Origin of the sequence: Pseudomonas faucium, assembly GCF_021602585.1 — a bacterium.
GTDB classification, from domain to species: domain Bacteria; phylum Pseudomonadota; class Gammaproteobacteria; order Pseudomonadales; family Pseudomonadaceae; genus Aquipseudomonas; species Aquipseudomonas faucium.
Map to the genome: position 1 here is coordinate 24,462 of NZ_BQIP01000027.1, position 12,958 is coordinate 37,419.

A 12,958-nucleotide genomic window follows, 5' to 3' on the forward strand; every position below is an offset into this window, starting at 1 on the left:
GGCCAAAGGCCGCTACTTTGCTTGAAATTCACAGGTTTGCCGATCATTTCTTGACCAATGGCTTAGCATCCTCGCCGTCGTCGGTGCTGATCACGGTGAATTGGCCGTTGCTGCGGGTATCGCGGGTGGAGGCCCAGTCGGTGATCACCAGCATGGTGCCGACGTCCATCGCCGCACGCAGGTGATGGCGAAATTCCGGGCTCATGTTCAACTGCCCCAGCTGCTCGTAGGGCGTGTCCCCGTACTCCGGGTTACTCAGGCCCACCACCGACCAGCGCAACGGCAGCGCGCCGTCCAGTGCCAGGGCAGACGGTTTTTGCAGCAGCGAATACACCGCCATGCCGCTGCGATGGCGGCTGCTTTCCAGGGTCAGCGCCGGCGCCGAGCCGATCAGCTGGCCGCCGCGAAACACGTAGGCGCGAAGGTCGGCGCGGCTGATCAGGATCGACAGCGGCCCGGCGGCAGGGTCGGGGTCGCTCCAGAACTGCTGGTTGTTCAACACCAGCGGGCCCTGGGCCTTGCCATCGCTGACCGTCGGCGCCAGCACGCCGGGGTGGTAGACCTCCACCGGGGCACTGTGGGTGTCGGAGACGATCACGGTGGTCGAGCTGAACCCGGTGACCTCATACAGCTTCTTGGCAAATTCCATCGGCAGCCGCACGCAGCCATGGGAGGCGGGGTAGCCCGGCAGATGGCCCGCGTGCAGGGCAATGCCGTCCCAGGTCAGGCGCTCCATGTAGGGCATGGGGGCGCTGTTGTAGAGGCTGGATTTGTGCTCGACCTTCTTCTGCAGAATGCTGAACACCCCGGTGGGGGTTTCGCGCCCGGCCTTGCCGCTGCTCACGGTACTGACGCCGATGGCGATGCCATTGCGATAGACGTAGGCACGCTGCTCGGTGAGGCTGATCACCACCGTGACCGGGCCCACCGGCGAGACTTGCGGGTACCAGAGAAACTGGCCCGGCTTGAGGCTGTCGAGCTGGCTCCTGAGCTGGGCCGGGCTGGGCACCTTGAGTGGGGCTGCCGTGGCCAGTGCGCCGGCAAGTAACAAAGCCATTCCTAGCGATACACGCAACATCGATTCCATCCTCATGGCGCCATGCGCGCAGCTTAATCGCAACCTTCGTTATCCGGCAAATCAGTGCAGTTTTGCCAACTAATCCCACATCCGCGCCATTGCAGTTATTCCAAATCAATCTGTCAGCCAGCCACTTCGCTTCGATTATTGCGCCCGGTCAATGGCGCGATACCCAGCGCTCACTACAATTGCCCTGCTTCATCCCTCCTGACACTCGCTCACCCGCCCTCAAGGCAGTGAACCAGTCGCCCGGCCCCACAGTGGCAGCCTTCGATCGCGCAATGGATTATCTGCTTGCCACTCAATCTGTGAAATCCAGAAAGATGGGAGTACTAGCATGAGTGGCTACAACGCCGTATTGGCAAGAAATACCGGCAATGCTCCAGAAGGCATTGGCCCTTATTCGCAAAGTGTCGCGTTCTCGCACTACAACAACCTTAGCGCCCAGTTACCCATCGACCCCGCATCCGGTGCCGTGGTGGCAGGGGGTGTGAAGGCGCAGGCGGAGCAGTGTTTCAAGAACATCAAGGCCGTGGTGCAAAGCGTCGACCACACACTGGAGGATGTGGTCAGGCTCAGCATCTTCCTGCGCAACATAGCCGATGCCGAAGTCGTCAACAGCGTCTATTCGGCCTATTTCCCAGGCTATGTGCCGGTGGTGACGACTGTCGCGGTTGCCGCATTGCCGATGGATGCCCTGGTGCAAGTGGAAGCCTTGCTTTCCAATGGCGTAGGCACGATCCCAAACGCCCCCCAGGCCGGCGACCTGATCAAGACGGTGTGCAATACCGAGCGTGCGCCGGCAAGCGCACTGTCCGCGCAGGCCGTGGCTTTTTCGCACTACAACAACTTGTCTGCGCAACTGCCGATCGACCCGCAAACCGGCAAGTTGGTGGCAGGCGGTGCCAAGGAGCAGGCGGCGCAGTGCCTGAAAAACATCAAGGCGATCCTCGAAGGCATGGACGTGCCTTTCGATGACATCGTCAAGATCACCCTCTTCGTGAAAAACCTTTCGGACCTCGCGCAGGTCGACCAGGTGTACAAAACCTTCTTCCCCGACTCGGCCATTGCCAGGGCAGTCGCTTACTTCCCCGCGCGCACGGTCGTGGTGGCCTCAGGGTTGCCCATGGATGCGTTGGTGCAGATAGAAGCCGTCATCTCCCACGGCGATGGCACGCCACCGCAAGTTGTCGAAGACCGCCACGGGATTGTCATCAAGGCAAACAACACGCCCCGTGCGCCCCTGCACCCGCTGTCCACGCAAACGGTCGCCTTCTCGCACTACAACCACCTCTCTGCGCAACTGCCTTTGAACCCCAGTACCGGGAAGTTGGTGAGCGGGGGTGTGAAAGAGCAAGCGCAGCAATGCCTGAACAACGTCAAGGCGATTGTCGAAAGCATCGGCCACGCCCTGAGTGATGTGGTCAAGGTCAACGTCTTCCTTGCCGATATCCAGGACCTTGCCGCCGTGGACGAGGTGTACACGGCGTTCTTCCCCGATGGCGTGCCTGCACGCAGGGTGGTTGGCGTGTCCGCGCTGCCCGAGAACGCGCGGGTACAAGTCGATGTGGTGCTGGCAAACGCTGAAGGCACCCCGCCAGGCCAGTAGCCGGCGAACGTTCAGCCCACGCGCCCGTAGCGCTTGCGGTACTCCGCAGGCGTTACCCCCACGTGGCGGACGAAGGCGCGGCGCAAGGTGTCGGCATTGGCAAAGCCGCAGGCGGCCGCCACCTGCTTGGGCGCTTCGCGGCCTGCTTCCAGGCGCGCCCTGGCGGCGTTGACCCGGGCCAGTTCGACCCAGGCCGCCGGGGTCATGCCCACCTCGCTGTGGAACACCCGGGCAAAATGCCGCGGGCTCAGGCCGACACGGGCGGCGAGGGCGGCAATGCCATGGCCCTCGGCCGGGTTGGCGGCGATGTAGCGCTGCAGGCCCTGCAGCGCCGAACGCCCGGCCGGCGAACTGGCGCCTTGGCGGCTGAACTGCAATTGCCCGCCCGGGCGCTTGAAGTACATCACCAGATGCCCCGCAACCTGTTTGGCCATTTCGTGGCCCAGGTCTTCTTCGACCAGGGCCAGGGCCAGGTCCAGCCCGGCGGTTACCCCGGCTGCGGTGCGCAGTTTGCCGTCGTGCACCTGGATGGCATCGGCATCGACCTGTACCGCGGGATAGCGCGCAGCCAGCGGCGCCGCCACCGACCAGTGGGTGGTCACCCGCCGCCCATCCAGCAGCCCCGCAGCCGCCAGGGCAAAGGCCCCGGTGCACACCGAGCCGTAGCGCCGACAGGCGCCTGCGCGCTGGCGCAGCCAATCGAGAATGCCGGGGCGCAGGTACTGCTCGGCCGCCTGCGGGGTGCCTGCCACCAGCAAGGTGTCGAGCGCTGGCAGTTCGTCGCCTATCCAGCCATCGGCCAGCAGCCGCGTGCCCGAGGAACTCACCAGCGGCCCCGGTTCGCAGGCCAGCAACAGCAGGCGGTAGGCCTGATGGCCGAGCTGCCGGTTGGCCTCGGCGAATACATCGAGCGGGCCGCAGGCATCGAGCAGTTGAACGCCCGGCAATGCCAGGATGGCAAGGGTGATCGGCTGTTTGGGCATGGCGGTTTCTCAAGGGGCGCGGGCAAGGCTGTATGGCGCCGACAATGGCAGTATCTGACTGGTCAAGTCAATTGAGGACATAGGCGGCGCCCAGCAGACTGGACGGGTCATCCACCCCTCCGAGGTACGCACATGTCCACATCCATTGCCGGCATCCACATCCCCGACAGCGCCATGGCGCGAGAAATCACCGAGCTGGTGCGCGACACGGCATCGCCGCTGCTCTACCACCACTCCAGCCGGGTCTTCTATTTCGCCGCCCTGGCCGGCCAGCGCCTGGGGCTGAAATACGACAGCGAGCTGCTGTACGCCGGCTGCATGTTCCATGACATGGGCCTGACCCACTCGCACAGCAGCGATTGCTGCCGCTTCGAGGTCGACGGGGCCAACGCCGCGCGCGATTTCCTGCAGCGCCACGGCGTCGACGAGCGCGATGTCGAGCGGGTCTGGACGGCCATTGCCCTGCACACCACGCCCGGCATCCCGGAACACATGCACCCGCTGATTGCGCTGGTGACCGCAGGTGTCGAAACCGACGTGCTCGGCCTGCACCACGAAGGGCTCGGCAGTGCGGCGCGAGAGGCCGTGGTGCAGGCGCACCCACGTGGCGAGCAGTTCAAGGAAGCGATCATCCAGGCGTTCTACGAAGGCATCCGGCACAAGCCGCAGACCACCTTCGGCAACGTCAAGGCCGATGTGATCGCGGACAAGGAGCCGGGATTCCGGCCTGGCAACTTCTGCAGCGTGATTCGCCAGTCGTGCTGGCCCAGTTGAGCGCTGGCGCGCACATGCATGGACGGCACGCACGTACTCGCGTAGGTTTGCCATCCGTCCATTTCCTGAGTTAGCCAGGCCATGACCGATCGCCAGATCATCATTCCAGAGCAGATGAAGTTGCTTAGCGAGCAGGCGGGCTACGCCCCAGCGGTAAAAGTTGGCAAGACGCTCTACTGCGCAGGCCAGGTAGGGCGTACCGCGCAGCTGACAGTCATCGAAGACCCGCAGCAGCAGTTTCTGGCCGCATGGGAAAACCTGCGGCTGGTCTTGAGCGCCGGTGGCTGCAGCTTTGAAGATGTGGTGGAGATGACGACCTATCACGTCGACATGCACCGCCACATGCCAACCTTCAGGCGTGTGAAGGATCAGGTCTTTCCAAGGGGCACCTGTGCATGGACGTGCATAGGCGTCAGTGAACTCGCAAGGCCGGGCCTGCTGGTGGAGATCAAGTGCATTGCCGTGCAGCGCTAGCGCTTTTGGAGAGCAAATTCCATGAGTAAGGCTTGGGGGCTGTTGCTTGCAGCGCTTTTCACCGTGCCGGCCGTGGCCGGCACTTACCGCAACTGCGCGCAGCAGTGGAACCTGCCCCCGTCGCCACCTTCGCGCATCGTCGCCCTCAACCAGCATGCGGCCGATCTGCTGCTGGCGCTGGACGCCGGCCCTGCGCTGGTCGGCGTGGCCTACCTCGATGACAATGGCGCGGGTTGGCGCCAGGGGCAGTACGCCGGCGTGCCGGTGATCGCCCGCGAGTACCCGGCCAGCGAAGTGCTGTACGCGCAAAGGCCCGACTTGGTGGTGGGCGGTTTCGCTTCGGCGTTCGGCGCCGGCATCACCTCGAGAAGCGCACTGGGCGCCAATGGCATTGCCTCCTACCTGCTGGAGTCAGCGTGCGACGGCCATTCGCTGGATTACTTCGGCCATGTGCGTCACGACCTGGCCACCCTGGGGGCGTTGCTGGGCCGGCAACGGAAGGCCGGCGAACTGATCACCTCCATGGACCGCGACCTGGCCCGCGCCCGGGCGCTGGGCAGCGCCAGCAAACCGCTGTCGGTGTTCTACCTGGACAGCGAAATCAAAGGCCTCGACAGCCAGGGCAAGCGCGGCTTCGTCACCCAGTTGCTGGCGGCTGCCGGGGCGCGAAATGTGTTTGCCGACATCGACCTGTACCGCGTCAACGCCAGCCGCGAGACCTTGTTGCTGAGTGACCCGGACGTGATCCTGCTAGCCGACGCCGTGTGGTCGCCCGCCAGCCGCAAGCGCCAACTGCTGCTGCGTGACCCGGTGCTGTCGCGCCTGCGCGCCGTGCGCGAGCAGCGCATGATCGACATCCCGTTCACCCACCTGATGCCCACGCCGGCCAGCGGCCGTGTGGCGCTGGCGCTTGGGGAGCAGTTCAAGGCATTGCAGGCGGCGGATTGAGGGGCTTGCCGTCATTGCCCAGCAGCCGCCATAGCCGTGGCGCGGTCAATGGCCGGACTCGCGATCGAGCAGCTCGCGCTTGCGCTCCACGCCCCAGCGATAACCCGAGATGTCGCCATCACGGCGCACCACCCGGTGGCAGGGGATCGCCACCGCGATGTGGTTGGCCGCGCAGGCCTGGGCCACCGCCCGCACGGCCTTGGGCGCGCCGATGCGTTCGGCGATGTCACTGTAGCTGGCCGTCGCACCTGGCGGGATCTCGCGCAGCGCTTGCCAGACGCGCTGCTGAAACGCCGTGCCCTGGATGTCCAGGGGCAGGTTCAGGCCCAGCGAGGGCGCTTCGATGAAGCCCACCACCTGGGCGACCAGGGCCTCGAACTGCGGGTCGGCGCCAATCAGCTGGGCCTTGGGAAACTGGTCCTGCAGATCGGTCAGCAGCGCCTCCGGGTCTTCGCCCAGGAGGATCGCGCAGATGCCGCGCTGGCTCTGGGCGACCAGGATCGCCCCAAGCGAACAGGCGCCGATGGCAAAGCGAATGGCCGTGCCCACGCCGCCATCCCGGTAGGCCTTCACGCGCATGCCCAGCAGTTGCTCGGAGGTGGCGTAGAAGCGGCTGTTGGAATTGAAGCCGGCGCCGTAGATGGCGTCGGTCACCGAGGTTTCGCCCTGGCCCAGTTCTTCGCGCAGCTTGCGGGCGCGGGTGGCCGAGGCATACGCCTTGGGCGTCAGGCCGGTTTCGGCCTTGAACAGGCGGTGGAAGTGAAAGGCACTCAGGCCCAGTTGCGCCGCCAGTTCGTCGAGCGTGGGTGGCGTGGGCGAGGCGTCCATCAGCCGGCAGGCCTTGGCCACCAGCGCGGCGCGCTGTTCGCGGGCGCCGGTCTGGTCGCGCGAGGCGCGCAGGCTTGGCCGAAAACCGGCGGCCTCGGCCTGCGCTGCGTCGTTGAAGAACATGACGTTTTCGCGCTTGGGGCGGCGCGCGCTGGAGCTGGGCCGGCAGTACACGCCGGTGGTGCGCACGGCATACACGAAATGCTCGTCCGCGGCGGGGTCGCGGGCCTGCACGGCGGCCCAGCGTTGTTCATCCGTGTTGAAAGGGGCGCTCGACGGCTTGGGCAGGTTCATGGCGCAATCTCGCTAAGGGGGAGTGGGGCCAGTCTATGAACCCCTCGCTGCGCAAGCACTCCGGTTCTTGCGCTTGAATTCACCTGGCCTGGGGCACGCGCCACAGGTACCAGGCCGCGGTGGTGCGGTGGGGGCTCCAGGGTTCGCCGATTTCGCGCATCTGGCGCGGCGTCGGGGCTTTTTCCAGGCCTTTGAGGCGCCGGTAACCCTCGCGCACGCCAAAGTCGTCGACCGGCAGGATGTCGGCCCGCTCCAGGCTGTAGATCAGGAACATTTCCACCGTCCAGCGGCCGACACCGCGCAGCGACACCAGGCGCTCGACCAGCTCGGCGTCGCTCATCGCCTGGGCCTCGGCCAGCGTCGGCACCACGCCATCCAGGCGCGCCTGGGCAATCGCGCGGACAGTCGCCAGCTTGTTCGCGGAAAAGCCGCAGGCCCTTTGCCGTTCGGCGTCCGTGGCCAGCAAGGCGTCGGCAGCGGGGAATGCCTGGTCGGGATAGAGCGCCAGAAACCGCCCCAGGATCGCATCGCCGGCCTTGACGTGCAGTTGCTGGTAGGCGATGGCGCGAATCAGCGCTTCGTAGGGCTCGCGGGCCGGTTTGGTTTCATGGCGGCAGGGGCCGATGGCGCTGATGTGGCGCGCCCATTCGTCGTCCAGGCCCTGCAGGAACAGGGCGGCATTTGCATAAGTCACGGCGGGCGCTCCAACAGCCAGCGTTAACAGTGTAGGCTGCAAGCGTATCTCTTTTTTACCGAGCTCCGTATGAACCGCCGCAAGAAAATCAAACAGCTGATGCAAGCCCACGCCAAGAAAGCCAGCGCCAAGCTGGCCCCGCGCAGCAAACCCAAGTACATCTGCAAGGCCGAGCGCCTGAAAATGGCCGAACAGGCCGCCCTCGACGGCATTGCTGTCGTTCAAGAGTGACGCCTGCGGCGGTCAGTTCGCGTACTGGGCGATGCCGTTGCCGAACGACCAGTTCTCCTTGCGCACCTCGACCAGGTTGATGAACACATCCTCCGGGCGCACGCCGGCTTCGCGCTCGAGCCCTTGCGCGATGGCCAGGTACAGCGCTTTCTTCTGCTCCAGGGTGCGGCCCTCGTTGAGGGTGATCTGGATGAAGACCTGGGCCTCGGTGCGCTGGATGCCCAGGTAGTGTGGGTCGTTCACCAGCTTGTCGCTGTCGTGTTCGGTCAGCACCTGGAAGTTGTCGTGCTCCGGCACGTTGATGGTCTGGCGCATGGCGGCGTAGACCACCTTGCCCAGGGTCTGCAGGTGGGTGGGGTTGGGCTGGCGTCTGATGTCGATGCGTACCAGTGGCATGTCGGGCTCCTCGAAGGGGAACGCTGCGGCGGGTTGGCAGTGCGACAGTAACGATAGCTGGGTGGGGCAGTACTATCCAAAAGCGTGTGCGTTGCACCTACTGTGGGAGCCGACTTGCCGGCGATGGGGCCCGAGCTGACACTCAGGGTTGCCTGCCCTGGCCTCATCGCCGGCAAGCCGGCTCCCACAGGAGAAGTACGCGAGCCTTGGCTTGTGGGCTCCCACAGGAGAAGTGTGCGACCCTTGCTTGTGGGCTAAGGCACACAAGCGTAGACAACCAACTCCACCAGCATCTCTTCGCGGGCGAGCCCGGCCACCACCACGGCGGCGCGGTTGGGGTAGGGGGGCTGGAAGTACTGGCCATAGAGGCTGTTGACCGTCGCCAGATAGCTGCGGTCGGTCACATAGATCAGCACCTGGGTCACGTCGTCCAGCGAGGCGCCCGCCGCCTCCAGGGTGTGGCGCAGGTTGTCCAGGGTCTGGCGGGTCTGGGCCTCGATGCCGCCGGGCACCACCTGGCCCTGGGCGTCGATCGGGATCTGTGCAGTGTACAGCGTGCCATTGCCCACCACCGCCCATTCCAGCGGCGCCTTGGAGGCATACAGGTCGGTCTTGATCGCATGTTTCATTGAAGGGTTCCTGAAGGTTGGCAATCAGTCGGCATCGCTACCACCGCCAGCGCCATGACGGCGCGAGGCTTCGGTGCTCTCGACCAGGATCTGTTCGGCGAACTGCTGCAGCCGCTGCCAGGTCTGCTCGCTCACCACGAAACCCTGGCTCAGCGTGCCGACGCGGGTGACCGCCGCTGTAGCGGCTTGCGTCGGCCGGCTGAACAGCACGGTGATGCTTTGTTCTGCGCAAGGTTCGGCGGCTTCGCTGTGCAGGGCGGGGCAGCTGGCGCCAGCGGCGAACGTCGCCACATGCCGCTGGCGTGCATCGCCCCACTGGGCGCGCACCGCAAGGCCGCGTTCGGCCGCCCGGCTCAGGTAGCCCAGCAACAGCAGGCGGTTGTGGCACTGCTGGATGCGCAGCACGGCCTGGCCGTCGCGCAGGGCCTTGCCCAGTGCCAGCTCCACCACGGTGGCGGCGCAGCGCAGCACGCTCTGGCCCTGGGCGTCGATCACCAGCAGGGCGCTGTCTTCATGGCACAGGCTGTAGGGCCGTGCGGCTTCGCTGTGCAGGTAATCCAGCGCCTTGGCCAGCGTGCCGACGCCGTCCAGCCCTTGCAGGTGCAGCCAGCCGACCAGCTCGGCGGCATCCTCGCAGTCACCGGGCGCAAAGCCCATGCCTTCGAAGGCCTTGCGGCACATCACCTGGATCTCGTTGAGCGATACGCGCATGGTCACACACCCTCCTGCGGCATGACCGCGAAATTCCAGTCATCGGTGAACGGCTGGCCGATGTCGGCAACCAGGGGCGCGCCCTGGAACAGCGTGATGCGCACCCAGCGGCTGGATTTCGGGTCGAACTTGCCGGCGCCGAAAAACGCCAGCTTGCAGCGCAGCAGGTGGATCGGCAGCATGCCCTCGGCCAGCAGGTTGGCGCGGATCTCGCCATAGGCGGTGCGCGCCATGCCTTGCAGGCGGCGGACCGTGCCCTTGAAGCCGGGTTGGGCGATCAGGAAATGCGCCGTCAGCGCCTGGGGCTGGGTGCCCAGGTGGGCGAGCAGGGCGCTGTGGCAGCGCTGGATATTGCGCGCGATGCCCAGCTGCATTTCCTTCTCGGCGCCCGGCTCCTGGTGGCGCATGCCTAGGCGGGGTTCTTCTTTTTCCGCAGAGCGGTACCAGAAGAAGTGCTCGGCCTGCACGTCGCTGAAGTCGTAGGCCAAGGCCCAGGCATAGTGCTGTTCGATCAGCTCGCGCAGCTGCGCAAGCGGCATCTGCGCATCCAGCTGGCAGCCTTCGACCACGCCCATCTGCTCGGCCAGCGGCGTGACCTGTTCGGGGTACAGCTCCAGCAGCAGGCTGACCAGCAGCTCCTGGCAACCGACCCCGGCCTGGGCTTCGCTCCAGCCCTGCAGGCGCTGCCAGAGGCCGGCGCTGCAGGCTTGGGTGTCGAGCCAGTCGCCGAGGCGGGCGAGCTCGGCGAGGGTGCGCAGGTCTTGCTCGTGCTGGCGCTGGTCTTCGGTGCAGGTCTGCGCAAGGTGCGCCTGGGCCCTGGCCAGCAGCGCGCGCAGGCGGGCCAGCCTTTCAGGGCTCGGAGCTTGTGCCAGCACCAGGGCCAATGCGCGTTCCCGTGTGGCGATCCAGCGCTCGACGAGCTGCGGGTGGTTGATCAGAAACGGCGCCATCCCCAACCCGGTGGCATTGCCGACCCCCAGGTAACGCTGCAGCGCCGGCGCCAACGGCACCGCCCGTTGCGGAGCGAGGGCGCGGGCCATGTGCTCGATCTGCTCGATGCTGAAATGGCGCAGCAGGTACACCGTGAACATCTGCGCGCTGAACGGCTGGTCGAAGTCCGGGTTGCCCTGCAGGCAGGCGAAGTCGGCGATGCCGAACTTGCCATTGCCGTACACCGCGGTGGTGCGGTACAGGTAGCCGACTTCGGCCAGCTGGCGCGGGTCGGGCTGGTTGCCTTCGGCCAGCGCCGCGAGGAAGCGGTCGAAGTTGCGCAGGCTGCGGTTGGCCCGCGACAGCACCAGCACCCGGGCATCGAAGCGGCCGGCTTCCTGCAGCGGCACATTGCGCTGCAGGTCGGCCAGTTGCGCCGCGTCGACGTCACCTGCCAGCAGCACGAAGGCCACGTCCCACTGGTCGGCGATCACCCGGTCGCTGCGCTTTTCCGGCGGCAGGTAGGCCGAGAAGATCACGCAGTGGTAGTGCGCGTTGGGCGTGTCGATGCGGTAGATGGCGGTGCCGAAGCCGTTGCCGTCGAGGTCGAAGCGGCTGCGGCTGATCTGCCAGCGCTGGTTCATCATCCGCCGCAGGCTGCTGCGCACGAAGCTCAAGGGGCTCTGGAAGTGGCTGCCCAGGCGAGCCAGGTCCATGACCTGGCTGGCCGGGCGCAGCCCTGTGGGGGCGAACGCGGGGTTGCTCATTGTTGTTGTACCTGCATGCATCATGGTTCAGACGCCTTGTTCGCGGGCCATGTGCCGGGCGATGCGCACGGCATCCCACAACGCTGGCAGAATCACCAGCGACACCGGCACCGCGGTGATGACGATAAAGGATTGCAAGGCCGTGACACCGCCTGCGCCGATGGTGATCAGCACCACCGCCGCCAGGCCCATGCCGATGGCCCAGAAGCCGCACAGCCATTTCTTCGGTTTGTCGTTGCTGGACATCGCCAGGGCCACGGTGAAGGCCATGGCATCACCATTGGTGGCCACCGAAATGAAGCTCAGAAACAGGAACAGCGCGCTGATCAGGCCGCCCCACGGCAGGTTCTGGGTCACCCCCAGCAGCAGGTCCTCGGCCTGGGTGCCATGGGCGGTGACGATGCCGGGGGTCTGCAGTTCCAGGCCGATGCCGGTGCCGCCGACCACGGTGAACCAGAACATGGTCACCAGCGGGGCGATGATCGACAAGGTCATGATGATCTCGCGAATGGTGCGGCCCCGCGAGATCCGCGCGACGTACAGCGCCACCATGGGGGCATAGCCGATGAACCAGCCCCAGTAGAACACCGTCCACCAGTCCAGCCACTTAGGGTCGGCGCGGAACAGCGTCATCGGGATGAACTGCTCGACGTGCAGGGCAAAGGCCGCCGGGAAGCCGCCGAGGATGAACAGCGTCGGCCCGCACAGCACCATGAACAGCGCCAGGCCGATCATCAGCCACACGTTGATCTCGCTGACGAAACGGATGCCCTTGAGCCCCACCAGGCACGACACCGTGTACATCGCCGTGACCAGGACGATGGTCAGCGACTGGGTGACGATGCCATTGGGCACGCCCCACACTGCGTGCATGGCGCTGCTGATCTGCAGGCCCAGAAAGCCGATCGGGCCGATGGTGCCGGCGACCACGGCGATGATCGAGGTGGCGTCGGCCAGGGTGCCGATCGGCCCTTTCAGCGCACGCTCGCCGAACAGCGGGTAGAGCAGGGTGCGCGGGGCCAGCGGCAGGCCCTTGTCGTAGTGCAGGTGCATCAGCACGATCGCCAGCAGGCTGCCGAGCACCGCCCAGGCAAGAAAGCCCCAGTGCACGAACGACTGCGCCAGCGCCGCGGTGGCTGCTGCTTCGCTGTGCGGCTGCACGCCGGCGAACAGCGGCGGTGGGCTGGCAAAGTGCATCAGCGGCTCGGCCGCCGCCCAGAACGCGCCGCCACCGGCGAGCAGGGCGCACATGATCACCGCGATCCAGTTGAAGGTGCTGATGTCCGGGCGCTGGTCGACGCCGCCCAGGCGCACCCGCCCGCAGCGCGAGAAGCCGATCACCAGGCTGACCGCGAAGGTCGCCAGCATCAGCACCTGCCAGTACAAGCCAAAGAACCGCGTCGACCAGGCGAACAACGTGTTGACCAGCGCCGACACCGCGTCGATGTCGACCAGCGCCGCAACCAGGAACGCGGCCAGGAAACCGCCGCTGATCAGAAACAGCGGCCAGTCGATGTCCCGCGCCAGCGGCAGGCCCAGGGCCTGGCCTTCGGCCGGCAGGGTGGTGGGGTTTTTCATGAAGCCTCCGGAAGCTGCTTTGTTGTTATTGTCG

The 12,958-nt window shown here is 65.9% G+C and carries 14 protein-coding genes; 5 read left to right on the forward strand and 9 right to left on the reverse strand.

The genetic code is table 11. From position 1 onward, the window contains the following. Positions 1-43: 43 nt before the first annotated feature. The gene (locus L6D75_RS23655; RefSeq protein WP_176517579.1) at positions 44-1,078 is read right to left on the reverse strand and encodes a L,D-transpeptidase; all 1,035 of its coding nucleotides are present in this window, start codon (positions 1,076-1,078) and stop codon (positions 44-46) included. A gap of 337 nt (positions 1,079-1,415) precedes the next feature. On the opposite strand from L6D75_RS23655, the gene L6D75_RS23660 reads away from it, so the two are divergent. Continuing rightward, positions 1,416-2,687 carry a RidA family protein gene (locus L6D75_RS23660; protein WP_176517580.1) on the forward strand — a complete coding sequence of 424 codons (1,272 nt, stop codon included), beginning with the start codon at positions 1,416-1,418 and terminating at the stop codon, positions 2,685-2,687. Positions 2,688-2,698: 11 nt separating this feature from the next. Here L6D75_RS23660 and L6D75_RS23665 read toward each other — a convergent pair whose 3' ends face one another. Next, positions 2,699-3,670, reverse strand: a complete 972-nt coding sequence (locus L6D75_RS23665) for a GlxA family transcriptional regulator (protein WP_176517581.1) — start codon at positions 3,668-3,670, stop codon at positions 2,699-2,701. Positions 3,671-3,802: 132 nt separating this feature from the next. Here L6D75_RS23665 and L6D75_RS23670 point away from each other — a divergent pair, with 132 nt between their 5' ends. The 3 genes from L6D75_RS23670 (at position 3,803) to L6D75_RS23680 (ending at position 5,866) form a co-directional block, all read left to right on the forward strand. Continuing rightward, positions 3,803-4,444, forward strand: a complete 642-nt coding sequence (locus L6D75_RS23670) for an HD domain-containing protein (RefSeq protein WP_176517582.1) — start codon at positions 3,803-3,805, stop codon at positions 4,442-4,444. An 81-nt stretch (positions 4,445-4,525) separates the two neighbouring features. Beyond that, the gene (locus L6D75_RS23675; protein ID WP_176517583.1) at positions 4,526-4,918 is read left to right on the forward strand and encodes a RidA family protein; all 393 of its coding nucleotides are present in this window, start codon (positions 4,526-4,528) and stop codon (positions 4,916-4,918) included. Between the two features lie 21 nt (positions 4,919-4,939). Then, positions 4,940-5,866, forward strand: a complete 927-nt coding sequence (locus L6D75_RS23680) for an ABC transporter substrate-binding protein (protein WP_176517584.1) — start codon at positions 4,940-4,942, stop codon at positions 5,864-5,866. A 45-nt stretch (positions 5,867-5,911) separates the two neighbouring features. Here L6D75_RS23680 and ada read toward each other — a convergent pair whose 3' ends face one another. Both ada and L6D75_RS23690 read right to left on the reverse strand, forming a co-directional pair. Then, a complete protein-coding gene (ada, locus tag L6D75_RS23685; RefSeq protein WP_176517585.1) occupies positions 5,912-6,988 on the reverse strand; it encodes a bifunctional DNA-binding transcriptional regulator/O6-methylguanine-DNA methyltransferase Ada in 1,077 nt (358 codons plus the stop codon). A gap of 79 nt (positions 6,989-7,067) precedes the next feature. Then, the gene (locus L6D75_RS23690; RefSeq protein ID WP_176517586.1) at positions 7,068-7,682 is read right to left on the reverse strand and encodes a DNA-3-methyladenine glycosylase family protein; all 615 of its coding nucleotides are present in this window, start codon (positions 7,680-7,682) and stop codon (positions 7,068-7,070) included. A 69-nt stretch (positions 7,683-7,751) separates the two neighbouring features. On the opposite strand from L6D75_RS23690, the gene L6D75_RS23695 reads away from it, so the two are divergent. Further along, positions 7,752-7,913 carry a DUF2986 domain-containing protein gene (locus L6D75_RS23695; protein ID WP_176517587.1) on the forward strand — a complete coding sequence of 54 codons (162 nt, stop codon included), beginning with the start codon at positions 7,752-7,754 and terminating at the stop codon, positions 7,911-7,913. Positions 7,914-7,925: 12 nt separating this feature from the next. Here the strand turns inward: L6D75_RS23695 and L6D75_RS23700 are convergent, their stop codons facing one another. The 5 genes from L6D75_RS23700 to L6D75_RS23720 form a co-directional block, all read right to left on the reverse strand. After that, on the reverse strand, positions 7,926-8,309 hold the full coding sequence (locus L6D75_RS23700; protein WP_176517588.1) for a tautomerase family protein: 384 nt from the start codon (positions 8,307-8,309) through the stop codon (positions 7,926-7,928). A 254-nt stretch (positions 8,310-8,563) separates the two neighbouring features. After that, a complete protein-coding gene (locus L6D75_RS23705) occupies positions 8,564-8,938 on the reverse strand; it encodes a RidA family protein (protein ID WP_176517589.1) in 375 nt (124 codons plus the stop codon). Positions 8,939-8,962: 24 nt separating this feature from the next. Beyond that, positions 8,963-9,649: a DUF3726 domain-containing protein gene (locus tag L6D75_RS23710; protein WP_176517623.1), complete on the reverse strand. Its 687-nt coding sequence runs from the start codon at positions 9,647-9,649 to the stop codon at positions 8,963-8,965. Between the two features lie 2 nt (positions 9,650-9,651). After that, positions 9,652-11,346, reverse strand: a complete 1,695-nt coding sequence (locus tag L6D75_RS23715) for a hypothetical protein (protein WP_176517590.1) — start codon at positions 11,344-11,346, stop codon at positions 9,652-9,654. 27 nt (positions 11,347-11,373) lie between these two features. Further along, a complete protein-coding gene (locus L6D75_RS23720; RefSeq protein WP_176517591.1) occupies positions 11,374-12,924 on the reverse strand; it encodes a BCCT family transporter in 1,551 nt (516 codons plus the stop codon). Positions 12,925-12,958 lie beyond the last annotated feature (34 nt).